General features: G+C 66.8%; 14 protein-coding genes and 1 pseudogene. 6 read left to right on the top strand and 9 right to left on the bottom strand.

Annotation, left to right across the window (positions count from 1 at the left end):
* Window positions 1–10: 10 nt before the first annotated feature.
* Together ON20_RS03375 and ON20_RS03370 are read right to left on the bottom strand one after the other, a co-directional pair.
* Window positions 11–634: an HdeD family acid-resistance protein gene (locus tag ON20_RS03375; protein ID WP_051161531.1), complete on the bottom strand. Its 624-nt coding sequence runs from the start codon at window positions 632–634 to the stop codon at window positions 11–13.
* 121 nt (window positions 635–755) lie between these two features.
* Entirely contained in the window at window positions 756–1868 is a 1113-nt protein-coding gene (locus tag ON20_RS03370) for a coiled-coil domain-containing protein (protein ID WP_245546996.1), read from the bottom strand.
* 128 nt (window positions 1869–1996) lie between these two features.
* Here ON20_RS03370 and ON20_RS03365 point away from each other — a divergent pair, with 128 nt between their 5' ends.
* Complete coding sequence (locus ON20_RS03365; RefSeq protein WP_040833416.1) at window positions 1997–2437, top strand: hypothetical protein; 441 nt, start codon at window positions 1997–1999, stop codon at window positions 2435–2437.
* 12 nt (window positions 2438–2449) lie between these two features.
* On the opposite strand, the gene ON20_RS03360 is transcribed toward ON20_RS03365, so the two are convergent.
* Entirely contained in the window at window positions 2450–2965 is a 516-nt protein-coding gene (locus ON20_RS03360) for a GNAT family N-acetyltransferase (protein WP_051161529.1), read from the bottom strand.
* Between the two features lie 81 nt (window positions 2966–3046).
* Here ON20_RS03360 and ON20_RS03355 point away from each other — a divergent pair, with 81 nt between their 5' ends.
* Window positions 3047–3724, top strand: coding sequence for a TetR family transcriptional regulator (locus ON20_RS03355; RefSeq protein WP_083864569.1), 678 nt, complete (start codon window positions 3047–3049; stop codon window positions 3722–3724).
* 1029 nt (window positions 3725–4753) lie between these two features.
* The gene (locus ON20_RS03350) at window positions 4754–5956 is read left to right on the top strand and encodes a site-specific integrase (RefSeq protein ID WP_040833415.1); all 1203 of its coding nucleotides are present in this window, start codon (window positions 4754–4756) and stop codon (window positions 5954–5956) included.
* 81 nt (window positions 5957–6037) lie between these two features.
* Here the strand turns inward: ON20_RS03350 and ON20_RS03345 are convergent.
* Window positions 6038–6733 (bottom strand): annotated as a pseudogene (locus ON20_RS03345) (IS256 family transposase); the annotation flags it as partial.
* A gap of 22 nt (window positions 6734–6755) precedes the next feature.
* Window positions 6756–8288: an ISL3 family transposase gene (locus ON20_RS03340; RefSeq protein WP_218002422.1), complete on the bottom strand. Its 1533-nt coding sequence runs from the start codon at window positions 8286–8288 to the stop codon at window positions 6756–6758.
* A gap of 374 nt (window positions 8289–8662) precedes the next feature.
* Here ON20_RS03340 and ON20_RS38495 point away from each other — a divergent pair, with 374 nt between their 5' ends.
* Both ON20_RS38495 and ON20_RS03330 read left to right on the top strand, forming a co-directional pair.
* Window positions 8663–9235: a DUF4158 domain-containing protein gene (locus ON20_RS38495; protein ID WP_245546994.1), complete on the top strand. Its 573-nt coding sequence runs from the start codon at window positions 8663–8665 to the stop codon at window positions 9233–9235.
* The gene (locus ON20_RS03330; RefSeq protein ID WP_245546992.1) at window positions 9232–11601 is read left to right on the top strand and encodes a Tn3 family transposase; all 2370 of its coding nucleotides are present in this window, start codon (window positions 9232–9234) and stop codon (window positions 11599–11601) included. The genes ON20_RS38495 and ON20_RS03330 overlap by 4 nt, the downstream gene beginning before the upstream one ends.
* Before the next feature lie 17 nt (window positions 11602–11618).
* Here ON20_RS03330 and ON20_RS03325 read toward each other — a convergent pair whose 3' ends face one another.
* The 4 genes from ON20_RS03325 to ON20_RS03315 all read right to left on the bottom strand — a co-directional run bounded on the left by ON20_RS03325 (window position 11619) and on the right by ON20_RS03315 (window position 14695).
* Window positions 11619–12548: a tyrosine-type recombinase/integrase gene (locus ON20_RS03325; protein WP_245546990.1), complete on the bottom strand. Its 930-nt coding sequence runs from the start codon at window positions 12546–12548 to the stop codon at window positions 11619–11621.
* Window positions 12538–13713 (bottom strand): hypothetical protein, encoded by a 1176-nt coding sequence (locus ON20_RS32770; protein WP_051161527.1) that lies wholly within the window; start codon window positions 13711–13713, stop codon window positions 12538–12540. The genes ON20_RS03325 and ON20_RS32770 overlap by 11 nt, the downstream gene beginning before the upstream one ends.
* Window positions 13710–13853: a hypothetical protein gene (locus ON20_RS36040; protein ID WP_157228667.1), complete on the bottom strand. Its 144-nt coding sequence runs from the start codon at window positions 13851–13853 to the stop codon at window positions 13710–13712. Before ON20_RS36040 ends, ON20_RS32770 begins: the two co-directional genes overlap by 4 nt.
* Window positions 13854–14200: 347 nt before the next feature.
* Window positions 14201–14695 carry a MarR family winged helix-turn-helix transcriptional regulator gene (locus ON20_RS03315; RefSeq protein ID WP_040833414.1) on the bottom strand — a complete coding sequence of 165 codons (495 nt, stop codon included), beginning with the start codon at window positions 14693–14695 and terminating at the stop codon, window positions 14201–14203.
* A gap of 205 nt (window positions 14696–14900) precedes the next feature.
* On the opposite strand from ON20_RS03315, the gene ON20_RS03310 reads away from it, so the two are divergent.
* Window positions 14901–17455, top strand: a 2555-nt coding sequence (locus ON20_RS03310) for a family 78 glycoside hydrolase catalytic domain (protein ID WP_157228666.1), incomplete at its 3' end; no start/stop codon positions are given.

Here is a 17455-nt window from a genome sequence, read left to right as displayed (position 1 = left end):
CTGCCGGGGGTTATGGGCCCATTACGCGGGCGGCGGTCTCGGAACCGACCTCGGTGGGTTCCGGTTCGGAAGGAATCGCAAACGGCGACCGTACCGCGGTCAAGATCTCCAACGAGCCGAAGGCGACCATACCGCAGCCCGCGAGCGTGGCGAGCATATCGAGACTGTCGAACGGTGCGACGGCGACGAGGATGCCCGCCACCAATGTCCACAGGCCGAACCATTCCTGCCTGCCACGTCCGGTGAGCTCGTCGTCCTCCCACACGGCGGCGATGGCGTGCGCGATACCGCGGACCGCCCAGGCCAGTCCGAGCCACATCGCCAACAGCAGCACCCAGTTTCCGCTGCCGAAGCAGAGCACCGACGCCACCAGCGACACCACGCCGGCAATGAACAGCAGCGCCCTCGACACGCGCCCGAGCCGCCCCCCGAAGGACACCGTCCACACGGTCACCGTGCCGAACAGCAGATACATCCCGAACAGGGTGCCGACCGTCGCCAGCGTCTTCCCTGGCCAGACGATGATCGCCATCCCCAACAGCACCGAACAGATTCCCATGGCCATGACGCCCTGCCGCACACCACGACCGAACACCGGTGCAGGGCCCGTATCCTCCTGCTCGTATGTCGACATAGCGACATGATATGACCGAGACCGGGCGATTGCCGGGAGATTGCCTATATGGCACTACGGCGTCGTGATCTGCGTCGACGACGCTCGCTGAAGGGTCTCGAGGGTCCCGCGCGGCGAACCCTCAGGACGCCTCTTCGTCGCCGGGGGTCACCAGGGCGTCGAGTTGACGTTCGGCGCGTTCGGCGCGCACCAGGGTCTGCGCCCGCGCCTGCTCCAGCGCCTCTATGCGGTGGGCTGCCTCCGCGCGCACCTGCTCCACCTGCTCGGCGGCCTGCGCCCGCGCGGCAGCCAGGTCGGCCACCGCGGTGCGCCGTAGGTCGCCGAGCTCGGCTCGCACCGCGTCCAATTCGGCGCGCAGCCGGTGCAGCTCGGTACGCGCTTCCCGTGCCGCCTCGGTGCGTTCGGCCGCCGCCTGTTCCGCCCGCTCCGCCGCGCGGTCCGCATCGGCGGCGCGTTGCACGGCCAGATTACGTTCCGCCACGGCGGCGGCCACCTGTTGGTCTGCCGCGCGACGCGCCTGCTCGATCTCGGTGTCCGCACCGCGGCGTGCCCGGTCGATCTCCTCGGCGCACTGTGCTCGTAGCCGTTCCATCTCTTCGCCGGATTCGCGCCGTATCTCGCGGATCTCGGCCTCGGCGGCGCTGCGGGCGGCGAAGACATCATCGGCGGCGCGGGTGGTGACCGCCTCCACCTCGCGCAGAGCGTCGTCGCGGGCGGTGTGGGCGGCCGCGGTGCGCGATTCCGCCTCGACGACCCTGGCTTCGGCGGCCTCCGCCGTGGCCGCGGCGTCCTCGGCCGCCGCCTCGGCCGCGGTGCGCGATTCCACCGCTTCCCGGCGGGCCTGTTCGGCCGCGGCCGCGGCCATCTCGGCCTCGGCGATACGTCGGGCGGCATCGGCCTGCACGGCCTGCACCTGCGCCTCGGCCGCCGATGGGTCGGCCAGGGTGGACAGCTCGGCGACAGCGGAATCGAGGGTGGCGCCGAGCTGCTCGGCCAGACCTCGGAACTGGGCCAATAGTTCGTCGGCGCGCAGCCGGGCCGTCGTCACCGGCCCCCTATCCGTCACAGTGACGTTGTCGGTGGGGGTGGGAGTCTCCTGCTGCAACCGTTGCCGTTCCCGCCACGCCCGCCATCGGGTGTGCTCGGGCAGGTCGCAATACTCCGAAGGGCGGCCGGGTCCCCCGCCGCGGGTGATCGGCCGGGCACAGCCCGGATAGTTGCAGACATTCGGCACCGCAGAATCGTAATACTCGCCCACCGCGCATCGGGGAAGCACGGGCGTCCTCGGCCGGATCGCCATCCATCGAGCCGGAACGCAGCGAGTACCCTCTCCCTCGGATCAGCGGCATGTGGAAGGGATCCATGGATCTGAAGGCGTACTATGCGGAAAATCGACGGCGTTACGAGATCGCGAGCCGAGAGTTCGACGCACGTACGCACGGATGGCGGTTCCGGGTCTCACCGATCGCGGCGGCGTGGGCGGCAGGACGGTCGGTGACGGTGCGGTCGGTGGTACAGCTCGTCACCCACGCCGATGCCATCGGAATGCTGGTGCCACCCGAACCGGGGCAGATCCGGTGGGCGTTCAGCACCAGAGACCGGGATACCGAGGTCGCCGACGGCATCGGATTCGGGTTCTGGCCCGACAGCGCCGAGTATCTGGTGGTGTTCGCCGCCAGGCCCATCGCCTACTCCGAGCTGGCATTGATGTCGGGACCGGAGTTGCTGACCCGGGTGGCCGACAGTTTCATCGGTGCTCGCCCACGCGCCGAACAGGCGCCGGCGAACTGGATATCGGACTGACGGAACAACCGCCTACAGGCCTCGCACCCAGTTCTGGCCGACCAGATCACGACCGAAGCTGTAGTGCTCGTCCCGGTCGACCAACTCGAAACCATGGCCCACATAGATTCGCCGGGCCGCGGCGAGTACATCGTTGGTCCACAACGTGATTCGCCGATAGCCGACATCGCGGGCGAAATCCAGGCAGGTCGACACCAGGCGCTCCCCCACACCCCGTCCACGGGCCTTCGGATGTACCAGCAGTAGACGCAGTTTGGCCGTATCGTCATCGGTGCGCACACAGAAGACACACCCCACCCGCTCACCGTCCAACTCGGCGACCCACGCCGTTTCTCGTGACCTATCGTGTCCGGTGGCGTATTCGGCGACAATCTTCACCACGAGCACTTCAAAGCCCGTATCCCAGCCGAACTCATCGGCATATATCTCACCGTGGGCCTGCACCACCCAGCCCAGATCCCCCGGTCGGTCGAGCGCGCGGATGGTCACCGCTTGGCCGTCGTCCGCATCACCGTGTGCACCGGTCATGGCCGTCCTCCTCACCGGGGTGCTTCCCCCTGCGATACGCTGCCACTGAAACAACTGTTTCAGCGAGAAAAGGATGCACCCATGACCGAGGTGTCCGCAAGCCCTTCCGCACGCCGAACCGAACTGCTCGAGGCCGCCTACCGGTACGCACTCACCCACGGGCTGGCGGAGTTGTCGCTGCGACCACTGGCGAAGGCGATCGGATCCAGCCCACGGGTGCTGCTGTACCTGTTCGGTAGCAAAGAAGGATTGGTGCGCGCCCTGCTTGCACGCGCCCGTTCCGCGGAACTCGACCTGCTCGCCGACCTCGACCTCTCGCCATCGATTGGCGCCGCGGCCGACACCGATCGACTGGTGCCGGTCGCCGAGCGGCTGTGGACCTGGCTCGCCGCCGACGAACACCGCGCTCTGCTCCAGCTATGGCTGGAGGGTTATGCTCGTTCGCTGGTCGAACCCGAGAGCCCCTGGGCGGGCTTCGCGCGACAGACCGTCCAGGACTGGCTCGATATCCTGGCCACCGCGCAACCCGAGCACATCAGACACACAGACGACGGACGTGCCCAACGCACACAGGTGCTGGCCCTCCTGCGGGGCGCGCTGATCGATCTGCTCGCAACCGGTGACCTCGACCGCACGAGCGCGGCGGTGCGTCGCCATCTGAACGGCCCGGACCGTCCCGAAGCGCAATGTAACCGGCAAGCAGTCCCACCCGCCGGTGTGGCGGTGCCGATCGAGCATGTCACGGTCCCCGAACTGTGACGCTGAATGTCTGAACGGGATCTATCCCGAATTGATGGGAGTTCGGCCGGGAAATGCTGCGAGCTCGGCGTGGTCACCCGGGCTCGGGCGCACTCCAGCTGTTCTTTCGTCGACCAGGAGGGCCACCGGCCGATCACGATCGAGAGCGACCGCGTGATGAGCCGAGGCTACATCCGTCGGGTACGGGCGGCCTCGACGAGGTCATGGCGCGCGGCTTCGGCCACGGACGGGGCGCGTCTGCGACCAACCGTGGGCCTGTGCGCTGGATGCGTGCGTTCGACGACACACCATCGAAGAGCTGCTGTGCGCGCTCTCGGAGGGTCGATACGTCGTCGACGTCCGCCAACTCGGCCGCTTGCCCTCGTCGATGTGACGCCGGCTCCCCGCGTGTCCCCTGGTTCGGCTACTCCTCTGAATCCGGCCATGTGGCCGGCGCCGACGGGATCGTGTTCGCCGAGGAGGTCCCGCCGAGCCGGACTTTCAGCGCTCGGCACCGACCGGGCGGCCATGGGGCGTCGGCTACGTGCCGATGACGCCCGGAGCCCGCAGTGAACATAACGTTCGGTCGGTGCCTCGGTGCCAGAGCGTGACCATCTCATTCGAGAGGCTGCATGGGTGGGGTAACTACTGCGTCTGCGAGTGCGGCGCCGGATGCTCGCGCCGGGGGCGCGCTCCGGAGAAGCGGCTCGAGCTCTCACTCGGAACGGCAGACCGAGTTGCAATGCATACACGTTGGCGGGACCGCAGCATCATGCCGGCCTGCTTACCGGATCCCCGTATCCCGCAATCCGCCGCCGGAAAAACGTAGCGTTTTTCGTTGTATACAAACGAATTAAACGAAACAGTATGGCGAAAGAGGTATGTGAGACTCCAGAAGGGTGCCGGATTTCTGGCCTCCGATAAGTGAACCTTATCGGAGGCCAGACGGTACGGTGAATCGTAACCGCTACGCACACCACGTCTTTCGTTTCGAAACGGAATACGAAACGAAAACGCTACGAAACAAGTTGGAAAGAGGATCAGGCCCGCATGGTCGACAACCCCCCAGCCATCGCCCTACCCGACGCGGTCCGCACCGAACTCCGCCGCGGCGTCCACAGCGTCCTGATCGACACCGCGGCACTCCGCGTGGTGCGCGAGCGATTCGACGACGAACAGTCCGAGGCCCTCGCCCGCTACCTCACCGCGTCCCAATCCCCCAACACCGTCCGCGCCTACCGCAGAGACTGGCTCGCCTGGGCCGCCTGGTGCGCCGACGAAGGCCGGCTCGCCCTACCCGCCGACCCCCTCGACATCGCCGTCTACCTCGCCGCGGCCGCCGACACCCGGCGACCCGACGGCCGCCACGCCTTCGCGCCCACCACCCTCGAACGCAAGGCGGCCGCCATCGCCGCCGTCCATGCCGCCAACGGCTTGGCCTCCCCCACCCGCTCAGACGTCGTCCGCCTCACCCTGCGCGGTATCCGCCGCGCCCGCCGCACCCGACCCCGCCGAAAACGCCCCATCCTGCTGCACACCCTCGACGAGCTCCTCGCGCAACTGCCCCCTGCAGGCCATCCCGGCGAACCCGCCCGCCGCCGCGACGCGCTCCTCCTGCTCATCGGCTTCGCCGGCGCGCTACGCCGCAGCGAACTCGCCGCGCTCCGCGTCGGCGATATCCACCTCGGCCAGGACCACACCACCGGCGAACCGATGCTGCTCATCCACCTCCCCGCCACCAAAACCGACCCCACCGGCATCCACGAACACCGAGTCGCCCTCCCTCGTGGCACGTCCCCGCACACCTGCCCCGTCTGTGCCTACGCCGACTGGACACGCCTGCTCACCGTCCATATCCGTAACACCCACAGGCTACGAACCTGGCTCGACCAACTCCCCCGACCGAACCCCCGCATCCACCGTTGCCACGGCTACATCCCCGACCCCGACCTCCCCCACGACCATCCGTTATTCCCCGCCATCACCCGACACGGCGGACTCGGTGCCACCCCGATATCCGGTCGCGCGGTCGCCGAACTCGTCAAACGCTACGCCACCCGCGCCGGACTCGACCCCGACCTGTTCTCCGGCCACTCCCTGCGTGCCGGTTTCGCCACCCAGGCCGCCCTCGGTGGCGCCGCCGACCGCGAGATCATGCGCCAGGGCCGTTGGTCCAACCCGCGCACCGTGCACGGCTACATCCGCACCGCCGATCCGCTGGCCGACAACGCCGTCACCAAACTCGGCCTCTAAACGGCCCGAGAAGCCTTCCGGCGGACCGTGGCGGGAAGTGCCGGGTCTGTCCAGCCAACGGTGTAACCCGGTTTGATTGGGTTACTTCCGTCCAGCGCTGAATCGGCCTTCGAAGGTGATGTCGAAGGCGTTCAGCGCCGCTTTCCAGCGGGTGACCCACCGTTTCTGGCCTGTTCCGGTGGGATCGAGGGCCATGATCGCCAGGTAGACACACTTCAACGCGGCTTGTTCGTTTGGGGAAGTGGCCGCGGGCGCGCACGGCCCGGCGGATGTGGGCGTTGACCGACTCGATCGCATTCGTCGAGCACACGACCCTGCGGATCTCGGTGTCGAACGCCAGGAACGGCACGAACTCGGCCCACGAGTTCTTCCATAGTTTGACGATCGCCGGATGCTTCTGGCCCCAGGCCTCGATGAATTCGTAGAACCGTTCCAGCGCGGCCGATTCCGTCGCCGCGGTGTAGATCGGTTTCAATGCTTTGGCGATGGCGTCCCAGTGCCGGCGGGCCGCGTAAGCAGATGCACCACACAGGTCTGCACGACCGCGGCCGGCCAGATCTGTCCGATCGCCTCGGGAAGTCCTTTGAGGCCGTCGCAGACGAGCATGCACATGTCCTCGGCACCGCGATTACGCAGCCCGGTGAACACGTGCAGCCAGTACTTCGCACCCTCGCCGCCGTCTCCGGCCCACAAGCCCAGAATGTCGCGGGTACCCTCGACGGTGACCGCCAACGCGACATAGATGGGTCGGTTGGCGACCTGGCCGTCGCGGATCTTGGCTCTGGCGCACTCTTTGTGATCAGTTCTGTAGCAGTGTGCGTTTGCGGAGGAGATCGAGGTTGGCTCGGCCCTGGCGTTTGATCATTTTGATGCGGTTGATGTGGCCTTCGACGGGGCCGGAGCTGTAGGGAAGGGTCAGGCCGTTGCGGACGGCGCCGATATCGCGGCGGAGGTTGCGGGCGAACGAGGCGATGGCGGGCAGTGTGTCCTTCTCGGCGGTGTCGATCCAGGCGTCGAGACGGTGGCCTTCGAGTCGGGTCATCATGACCGCGAAGTCTTGGACGTGGTTGGTGAGCCGGTTCAGGTCTTTGCTGCGTGTGCGAAGCATGCGTAGGCCGGTCGTGTCGTCTCGGGTGAGGTTGCCAGGATCGGTCATGATCCACCGGGTCATATCCCGGACCGACGGAGGCCGTGGCGCGGGAACGGCGATCTGGCTGGTTCCGGTGCGGAAGCGGCGCAGATAGCGTTGCACTTGCTGCTCGGTGCCGGGGTATCCCCTCTCGACGATCTCGCGGGTAAGTTGGGCAGCGTTTCGGATGCCGTCGTTCCAGCGTCGGTGCAGATGCTCGTGATATCCGTCGAGGATGCTCGAGCGCTGCTGGTTCTTCGCGATCAGGGAGTCGACTGTCGCGGCGTTTGCGAACTTCCGCACCGTTGCCGGGTGCAGGCCCAGCTCACGACCGATCGCAGCTTTGCTGAGCCCTTGGCGCAGCAGCCGATGGACTGCGGCGTGATGTTGCCGGAAGCGTCCGACGATCTTCAGTTCGGCATGGTTGACCACCGAAGGTGCCTGGCCGGATCGCTGAGCGGCAGCCTGGGCCGCCAGCGCTGCGGCAAGATCGCGGCGGATCACCGAGAGGTCTTTCTCGACGGCCTGGCCGAGGTTCTGCCACAGGTGAAACCTGTCGGCGACCTGCAAGGCGTCCGGTGCACCCTGCCGCGCGCCTTCGGCATAACCGCCGGCCCGGTCCCGGCAGATGATCCGCGGTCGGGCCCTGGCACCCAACCAGGCGGCCAGGGCGTCACCATCCCGGCCGTCGATGAGGTCGACCGGTCTGCTGGTCTCGAGATCGATCATGACGGTGCCGTACCGGTGTCCCCGACGGACAGCGAAATCATCGACACCCAGCACCGCGACCGGACCGGTCGGCGGGTCCGGCAACCGGCGGACCAGGCGGATCAGGGTGTCCCGACCGGCCGGCAGCCCCAATCGTCGCGCCAGTCGAGCACCGGCACGACCGGCCAGCGCCAACCCGATCACGACCAGCATCGACGTCAACCGGTTCGTGCGCCGCGACCACTTCACGGTCAGGTCGGCCACCTGCTCAGCGAAAGTCTTCGCCGGACAATCACTGTTCGCGCAGAAGAACCGCCGCACCGTCAGCTGCACGCTCACCATGCGGCCGGCTATCGCGGCGTCGGCCAGTCTCCGCTGATAGCGGGAATGCACCCGCGCCGAGACCGACTCGCATCCTGGACACCGAGCACTCGACGCGGCCACCACAGCGTCGACGACCACCGCATCGCCCTCGCTGCGAACCCTACCGATCACCAGAGCGTCCACGTGCGGCAACAGCTTCCGAACAAGATCAACCGAACACGCCCGACATCATTACCCGCAACCCCCAACACTCCGAGACCCGCACTCAGAAACCGGCATCACGAAGACTGCGCCAGAGCCCAATCCTGGATCTGGCACAAATTTAGTTTGCGCCGTGAGGCGCTGTGATTCGAGTGGAGGTGAAAGACCTTGACCTCGGGCCTGTCGTAGCAGGTCGGCGGAGCTGAGGGCAGCCTGATCCGGGTGGTGCCGGGGAGGGTGGGAGCAGGGGGTAGTGGTGCATATGGACGAAATCCGGCGCTAAGCCTGTAGGGCTTTGCCGCTCTATGAGCGGTGTTGCGGCGCTGGTGGTTTCATGGGCGGCTATGCGTGATGAGGGTTCAGCCGGTGGGTATGGCCGTTTCGGGGTGTTGTCGCGGGTGGAGCTGGAGCGGTTCTTCCATCTCGACGACGAGGACCACAGGCTGATCGCGTCCCGGCGCCGCGACTACAACCGGCTGGGATTCGCTGTGCAGCTGGTCACGGTGCGTCATCTCGGGATGTTTCTGACCGATCCGTTGGCCGTGCCACCGGAGCTGGTCGAGTATCTGGCCGAGCAGTTGGGCATCGAGGACCCGACGTGTGTGAAGGCGTATGTCGAGCGGGACAAGACCCGCCTTGAGCATGCGTGGGAGATTCAGCGCGCGGAAGAGCTGGCCTCGTTCTCCGAGGTGGAGGCCGAGTTGGCGGTGTGGATCGCTGACCAGGCGTGGATCACCGGCGACGGACCGAAGGCGATCTTCGACGGTGCGGTGGCGTGGCAGCTGGACCCGGCCTCGGGGCGTGCGTTGCAGGCCATGCTGGTGCCGCGGGATGAGGGGCGCCGCAAGGTGATCGACCTGGAGCGGCTGCGACGTGGGGTGTTCAAGCCCTCGGCGAAGGGTCTGCTGACCGCGTGAGCCGGTTGCGGGATGTGAACGCACTGGTCCCGGCGTCGGTGGACGTGTCGGTGGTGCCGCAGCGCCGCCTGCTCGGGTTGTCGGCCTACGGGTTGTCGGGGCGGGTGAGCCAACTGCGGCGGCTGCAACGGGAGCATCAGCTGGCGGTGCTGGTCGCGACCGTGGTCGCGTTGCGGGCGCGGGCGACCGATGACGTGCTGGACCTGTTCGACCAGGTCATGGTCAACGATCTGATGTCGAAGGCCGAACGCCAGTCCAAGGACGAGAAGCTGCGCCGGTACCCGCGGGTCTCACGCAGCGCGGGCAAGCTCGTGGCGGCGGTGCGGTTGCTGCTGGAGATGACCGATACTGATCCGGCGCTGTCGCTGGAGCTGGTGTGGGATCTGATCGAGAACACCGTGACCCGCGCCGAGCTGTGCGCCGCGCTGGCCACGGTCGACGATCTGGTCCCGCAGACCGACGCCGAGCTGGACAGTCAGAGGTTCGAGGAACTGGCCGGCCGGGTGAATACCGTCCGGATGTTCCTGCCTGCGTTGATGCGGACGGTGGAGTTCGGTGCGACCAGCGACGGGCGGCCGGTGCTGACCGCGATGCATACCCTCGCCGAGTTGCTGACCGAGCCGCGCCCGCGAGGTGTGCCCGCGCGCTGGCTCGATGCCCGCCGTGTCGATCACGACCTGGTCGGTGGCGGCTGGTCAAGGCTGGTGTATCCGGGCGACCGCCCGGCCGAGACCGTGGATCGGGCTGCGTACACGCTGTGTGTGCTCGAACAGTTCCACCGGCATCTGAAGCACCGCAGCATCTTCGCGGAGCTGTCGTCGAAGTGGCGTGATCCGCGGGCGCATCTGCTGTCGGGGGTGGTGTGGGAGCAGTCGCGCGAGGCGGGCATGAACGCGCTTGGGCTGCCGGACAACCCGCACCCCGTGCTGGCCGGGCACGCCGCTGCACTCGATGGCGCCTACCGGGAACTGGTGCAACGCCTCGGTGACGACGCTCCGGCCAGCGTGGACGCCGAGGGCCGGTTGCACGTGGCCGCGCTGACCGCGGTGCCGGATCCGCCGTCGCTGGTGGACCTGCGGATCCGGGTGGAGGCGATGCTGCCGCGGGTGGATCTGCCGGAGCTGGTGTTGGAGGTGATGTCATGGCTGCCGGAATTCACCGGGGCATTCACCCACGTCTCCGGTAACCCGGCCCGGGTCGCCGACCTCGGGTTGTCCGTGGCGGCCGTGCTGTGCGCGCACGCGATGAACGTCGGGTTCAAACCGGTTGTCTCCCCGGGCGTGGAGGCACTGACCCGCGACCGGCTCCATCACGTCGACCAGCACTACCTGCGGTTCGACACCCTCGCCGCGGCCAACGCGGTGCTCGTGGACGCCCAGGCCGATATCGAGCTGGCCCAGGTATGGGGCGGCGGGCTGGTCGCGTCGGTGGACGGGCTGCGGTTCGTGGTGCCGGTCCGCACCCACCACGCCCGGCCGAACCCGAAGTACTTCGGCCGCAAGAAGGGCGCGACCTGGCTGAACATGATCAACGACCAGGCCGCCGGCCTGTCGGCGATGGTGCTGTCCGGAACGCCACGCGATTCGCTGCACGCGGTCGATGTCGTGCTGCGCCAGTCCGGCGGCAAGATCCTCGATCAGATCATTTCCGATACCGGGTCCTACTCCGACATCGTGTTCGGACTGCTGCACTTGCTGGGCCGCACCTACCGGCCACAGCTGGCGAATCTGCCCGACCAGCGGCTGTGGCGCATCGACACCGCTGCCGACTACGGGCCCCTCGACAAGGCGGCGCGGGGCCGGATCGACACGGCACGGATCGCCTCCCACTGGGAAGACATGTGCCGGATCGCGGTGTCGATGCACGCCGGCGAGGTGTCCGGGCACGAGGTCACGCGGATGCTGTCGCGCGACGGCAATCCCACCCACCTCGGGCAGGCGATCGCCCACTACGGGCGGATCTTCAAGACCCTGCACATCCTGCGCCTGGTCGATGACGAACCATATCGGCGCGAGGGCAAGGCACAGTCGAACCTGACCGAGGGCCGCCACGATCTCGCACGGCGAATCTTCCACGGCCGCAAAGGCGAAATCACCCGCGCCTACCTCGATGGCATGGAAGACCAGTTGTCCGCGTTGGGCCTGGTCCTCAATTGCGTCGTGCTGTGGAACACCGTCTACATGAACCGGGCCCTCGAGCAGCTGCGAGACCAGCGGTATCCGGTGCTCGACGCCGATATCGCCCGGCTCTCACCATTCGTGCGCGCCCACATCGGTTTGGACGGGCACTACGCATTCCACCTGCCCGACTTCGGCTCATCGCACCGTCCTTTGCGCGACCCCGACGCCGCCGAAGACGGCGACTGATCGCCGGTGGCGATCTTTCAGCGCCGCCGCTGGGCTGCGGGGTCGGTGGCGGCCTGCCAGGCCAGCAGGGCGTCCTTGCCCGGCCGGGCGTACTTGGCCAGCGACCGCACCGAGGTGTGCCCGGACAACGTCATCAGCATCGGCGTCGACGCACCGTCCTCCGCGGCGTGGGTCAACCGGGAGTGCCGCAACTGATGCAGGGTGAACGGGCCGCCGGTGAACCCGGTCGTGTTCTCCTCGAACAATTCCGCCGCCCGCCGATACGACAGCCGGGCCCGCCCGGTACCCGGATCGGTATCGGTCACCGCCACATGCGGTTTCGCCTTCCGATCGGTCAGGAACAACGGCCCGGTCCGGCGGCCGGCGAGCATGCGCGGCAGCAGCCGAGCGGTGCCGGTCTGCCACGCCACCACATCGGTGGTCCCGCCCTTGCGCCGCACCCGAGCGCACCGGTTCGCGGTATCGAGATCGGGAACGTCGAGTTCGAGCAGTTCCTCTGCGCGAGCGGCGGTTTCGTACAGCATCGTCCACAGCACCCGTTCGCGTAGCGGCACATCCAGGCCCAGGATCGCGCTCACCTGGGCGCGGGTCATCGCCCGAGACCGGTCGGCGGGCACCGTGCGCGGGCGTAGCCGTTGCAGCGGGTCGCCGACCAGCCAGCCCTGGGCGGCCCAGTACGTGCACGCCGCCCGTAGCGCCGCCAGCCGGACGTTGAACGTCTGCGCCGACACCCCGCCCCACCGGAACCGGAACCAGCCATCGACCCGGTCCGGATCCAGCAACCCGACATCGGAGTCCGCGCCGAACCCGGCGACCAGCGCGTCCAGCGCGATACCGTAACCACGGCGCGTATTCGGCGATTCGATCGTGTTCAGGTAGACCTCGCGGGCGTCGGCGAGCCGGACCCCAGGTCGCAGGGACCGGACCCGACCAGGCTCAGCCATCATGACCGGCGGTCACGAGACTCGGCGGCAGGTGCAGTTCGGAATAGAGCTGCCGGTATTCCTCGCGGCGGCGCGCGTAGTGCTCGCCACCGTGGTCGGTGAGCACCAGCAGCGATACTGCGGGGGGCCAGCGTCGGGTGATGGCTTCGTCGGTCAGTTCGATGACCTCCGCCAGAGCACCGGAGGACCATCCGGTCAGGCGCTGGATCGGTTTGTCGGCGCGGGCGAGGTCTTTGACCTGGTTACGCAGCAGGCCCGGCCGCATCCCCCGCACACTCTCCGGCACGGATTCGGCCTCGTCACGGTAGTCACGCAACAGCAGCCGTTGCAGCCAGCAGCTACCCTCGCCGGTCAGGCGCACCAGCTCCGACAGGATCCGCACGTCAGCCTCGGCGAGCAAGTGTTTGGGTGTGCGGACACGGTGGTCGGCCAGCCCGGCGTGGGTGACGTGCGCGACCTCGACGGGCTCGGGTGCGTCGATGTCGGGATACAGCTCGCGGTAGCAGGCGTGGTGAATCTGGTAATGCCGTCGCGCGTTCGCGGTGGTCCGGACCCGGCTCGCCCGCGCCGCGTGCTCGGTGGGGCCGGTGAACTCCTCGATCCAGGGATCGTAGGGACGGTTGCGCAACCGCACGAGGGTGTCCCAGCTCGGGGCGCCCTTCACGTTCAGGACCAGACCGTCGTGTCCGGCGGCGTACAGCAGGGCAAGGGCGTTGAACAAGACCTGCGACAACAACCCGCGAGGCGGGGTCACCGGGGCCGCGACGCCGACACCGTGGCGGGCGGCCGCGCGCCCGAGAGTGCTCAGCCGCACCCGAATCCGGGGCACCATCGCCTGGAGCTGCGGCACGTAGACCAGGTCATGGGTGACGATCACCAGATCGCGGCGCTCCAGCGCCGCCAGTGTCGATCCGGAGCCGGGGTCATGCTGGCCGGCTTCCCGCAATCGTGACTGGACCGAGGAGTACCCGACCACCTCTTTCGGCAACTTGATGTCGTAGAGGATCTGCCGCCACTCCGCCGCCGGCGGAACCGTCTCCCAGTTCGCCGACCGCCGTTTGATGTCGGCCTCGGCCGCCTGGTCGAAATCCAGGATCGTCGACAGGTACAGCCGCTGACGAGGATTCAAGCCCGCCCACGCGGCCGCGGCCTTGCCCTGCGCGGTCATCGCCGCGCGAGCTGCCCGACCACACGGGCGAGTTCGGGAAGCCCGGCCTCGTGCAGCCGGGTCGCCAGGTCCGCGTCGGTGAGGATGTCCTCGCCGAGCATCGCCTCGATCTCGATGAGCTTCGCTGTGTCGATCGCCATCGGGGTCTCCCTCGTCCTATCTGTGTCTACCGCAGATAATTTGCCGATTCGCCCCGGCGCGGTGCGGATGTCGCGCCACGTCGCGCACGTCCAGAATACCCAACTATCGCAGATAATGAGTCATTATCTGCGATAGATCGTTAGCGCCGGATCCCGCTCGAATGTGCACCCGTGTTATCTCCCGGTCGGCCGCCTGTCCGATGTCTTGGTTTCTCGGCCAATGGCGAGAGGTGCCTGTGTTGCGGTCGCCGGCGGACGATTCGACGGTGCCTTAAGCTGGCAGGCTAGTTGGACAGGAGCTCGATCCTGATGGCTTCCTGTGTTTGGTTTCGATCAGAGCCATGTGATCAAGGTGTGGTGCGCAGTCGGTCCACTTCAGTGCTGGCGCTGCGGCGAGATGCCTCGATAAAGCGGAGAAGGGTTTGAAGTTCGTTGCCGTCGAAGCCGGTGAGATCTGAGCGGGTGCGTGCAGTAAGCCCGTCGTAGTATGCAGCGATCCGCGCCAGTCCTTCCGAGGTGGGGTGGACGAGGGCCCGGCGGCGGTCGTGAGGGTCGGGAACTCGTTCGACGCAGCCTGCTGTGGCGAGCCGGTCGATCATCCGCGTGGTCGATCCGGGGCTCAGCCCGACGCGTACCGCCAGTGCGCCGGCGGTGGTCGGACCGTCGCGATGCAAGGCGTGCAGGCAGTGGAAATCGGTCGGCACCACCCCGATTCGCTCGGCGATCAGCGCGTTGAGCCGGATCAGTTGGGCTACCCAGTCCGGCAGCGTGTCGACGATCTGGTCTATCAGATCCTTCCTGGGCAACTCGGCAGCTCGACCGATTTCCTGTTCATTCGTCATCGCTTGACACCACTTCGACCGCTCCAATAAATTGCGTCACGCAAATATTGCATGGCGCAATGATATCCTATTGCCCGCCGGCGGACGCCGAGCTGGACGGGCAGCGGGCCGAGGAGCTGGCCGGGCGAGCCGAACCTGTAGTCGGCGATGCGCGCTGAACACAGACCCCGAACACGGCATAGGCGCAGGGAGAACAGGAACTGAAATGGACAGCACTACTGCGGGGGTTCACGACCGCCCGTCCACGGTGAGTGACGACGATAATCCGTCCGACGTCGGCATCGAGGTCGCCGGAGTGGTAGTCGCGGGCCTGACCGTGAACTATCTCGTGGACCCTTGCGGGATCGATGACCGCACGCCTGCCCTGGGGTGGCGGCTGGTGTCGGACGAAAGCGCGATCACGCAAACGGCATATCAGATCAGAGCGGCCTCGACTTCGCAACGGCTTGCGCTGGACCAGCCCGACCTGTGGGATTCTGGCCCGGTGCCATCCGGTCAACAGGTTGACGTCGCCTACCGCGGCCGCCCCCTGTCATCGCGTGAACAGGTGTTCTGGCAAGTTCGGATATGGACGACCGGTGACAATGTATCGGCATGGAGCCCGGTGGGCCGTTGGGAGATGGGTTTGCTCGACGCGGCAGACTGGACGGCGGAGTGGATCACCGATTCGCACCCCGCGGCGCGGAAGGATGCTCCGCTGCCGATCTTCGCCAGGCATTTCACCGTGCCACCCGCGCGGCGGATTGGGCAGGCGCGTCTGTATGTATCGGGGCTCGGGCTGTACGAAGCGCGGCTCAACGGCCACAAAGTCGGTGTGGATGTTCTTGTGCCGAGTATCACCGACTACCGCAAGCGGGCGCTGTACCGTACCTACGATGTCGCCGAGCACCTGCAGCCCGGCGACAATGTCGTAGCACTGCTGGTCGGCAACGGATTCTTCAATGTGCCCGAACGGGAAGGCCGATATTGGGAGTCGGTGACCTGGAAAAATGGTATCGCCGCCGGGGAAACGGTCCGGCTGTCCGGCCAGCCGAAGGCTATCGCGCAACTGGAGATCCGGTACGAGGACGGTTCCGTCCAGCGAGTATCCAGTGACTGCACCTGGCGGGTCGAGGACGGACCGATCGAATTCTCCGGTTATTACGGGGGCGAGGATTACGACGCTCGCCGCCTTCGCCCCGGCTGGGATCAACCGGACGGCGACCACTCCCGATGGCGACATGCCGCTCTCGCCACAGATATCCCCGCGGCGCTCAGCGCCCAGTTCGAACCGGCGGTTACCGAGACGGAACGGCTGCGCGCGGTCGAGATGACCGAGCCCGAGCCCGGAATCTACGTGTTCGACTTCGGCACGTCTTTCGTCGGATGGCCCGAGATCGAGGTCGAAGGTCCTGCCGGAACTCGAATTACGCTCTTCCCTGGCTGGTACCTCGACAACGGCAGAGTAGATCAGAACGGGATGCTCGGATGGGTCTCGAACGTGGTCGTCGCCGATCACTACACGTTGGCAGGCCACGGGATCGAAACATGGCATCCGCGCTTCTCCTACCATGGATTCCGGTACATCGAAATCCACGGGCTGCCGGCCAGGCCGCTCATTTCGAGCGTGACCGGAATCGTGGTGCGCGCCGCAATCGGCGCCACCGCCCAGTTCGAGTGCTCCGAGCCGCTCCTGAACGCCATCGACGCACTAGCCGATCGCAGCATGCGCAGCGCCATGCTCGCGCCGACCATGCCCGCCGATCCCAACCGAGAGAAGGCCGGATGGCAGGCCGACCGCGGTGTGGCGCTCGGCGGCGTACACCGCTACGACTTCGCCTCCTATAACCAAGCAATGTTGCGTGAGGTCTTCGACGCACAGCGCGGCGACGGCGACCTTGCCGGTATCGTGCCCGATCCCACCGATTTCTGGTACATCGGCGATATCAACTGGAGCGGAGCGCCGATCGTCCAAGCATATGAAAGCTACCGCCTCTACGGTGATACCGCGTCGCTCCGCTGCCACTACCCGCAAATGCGGCAGTACTTTCGACTCCTGCAGACGCGGGAACAGCAGGGCATCTACCCTGCGGGTGACTTCACGCAAGGCTACTTCGGCGATTGGATGTACCCGGGCCAGCACTGGCAACAGCCGTTCGATCCCGACAATGACCACTTCACCCCACCCGAAATGACGGTGACATGGGGCTACTGGAAAATAACCACCGCCATGGCCGGCATCGCGCAAGCCTTGAACCACCCTGAACACGCACTCGAATACCAGCACAAAGCCGAGGCAATCGCGGCCGCGTACCACCGGACCTTCTTCGACCCCGCCACATCCACCTACTCCTCGGGCACGCAGACCGCCATAGCGCTCGGCCTCGACATGGGCGCACCACCGCAGGAACTTCACGACTCGGTATTGGCCACGCTCGTCGAGCGAATCAGGGGGTCCGGGAACCACCTCAACGCCGGGATGATCGGTCTACCCGCGATCGTCCGTGTCCTCACCGATGCCTGTTATCACGACGTTCTCTACGACGTCGCTGTGCAAACCAGCTACCCCAGCTACGGATACTGGCTCGAACGCGGCGCCACGTCACTCCCGGAGAGCTGGGAATGGGACGGCAGCCACGGCGTAGCAGATCTGAATATCCTCGGCGGACTGACCTCGTGGTTCACCCGCGGACTCGCAGGAATTCAGCAAGATTCCGATGCGGTCGCCTTCGACAAGGTCCGCATCGCCCCTGCGATGGTCGGCTCGATCACGACAGTGGC

The organism is Nocardia brevicatena NBRC 12119, from assembly GCF_000308495.1.
Taxonomy (GTDB): Bacteria; Actinomycetota; Actinomycetes; order Mycobacteriales; family Mycobacteriaceae; genus Nocardia; species Nocardia brevicatena.
Note: the sequence above shows the minus strand (reverse complement) of the source record. Positions and strands in the feature narration are given on the sequence as shown.

Bases quoted from the DNA above. Each gene is read 5' to 3' on its own strand.
- ON20_RS03355 (WP_083864569.1), top strand. From the start codon at position 3,047: ATGACCGAGGTGTCCGCAAGCCCTTCCGCACGCCGAACCGAACTGCTC.
- ON20_RS03360 (WP_051161529.1), bottom strand. From the start codon at position 2,965: ATGACCGGTGCACACGGTGATGCGGACGACGGCCAAGCGGTGACCATC.
- ON20_RS36040 (WP_157228667.1), bottom strand. From the start codon at position 13,853: ATGGCGATCGACACAGCGAAGCTCATCGAGATCGAGGCGATGCTCGGC.
- ON20_RS03365 (WP_040833416.1), top strand. From the start codon at position 1,997: ATGGATCTGAAGGCGTACTATGCGGAAAATCGACGGCGTTACGAGATC.
- ON20_RS03325 (WP_245546990.1), bottom strand. From the start codon at position 12,548: ATGATGGCTGAGCCTGGTCGGGTCCGGTCCCTGCGACCTGGGGTCCGG.
- ON20_RS32770 (WP_051161527.1), bottom strand. From the start codon at position 13,713: ATGACCGCGCAGGGCAAGGCCGCGGCCGCGTGGGCGGGCTTGAATCCT.
- ON20_RS38495 (WP_245546994.1), top strand. From the start codon at position 8,663: ATGCGTGATGAGGGTTCAGCCGGTGGGTATGGCCGTTTCGGGGTGTTG.
- ON20_RS03350 (WP_040833415.1), top strand. From the start codon at position 4,754: ATGGTCGACAACCCCCCAGCCATCGCCCTACCCGACGCGGTCCGCACC.
- ON20_RS03375 (WP_051161531.1), bottom strand. From the start codon at position 634: ATGTCGACATACGAGCAGGAGGATACGGGCCCTGCACCGGTGTTCGGT.
- ON20_RS03315 (WP_040833414.1), bottom strand. From the start codon at position 14,695: ATGACGAATGAACAGGAAATCGGTCGAGCTGCCGAGTTGCCCAGGAAG.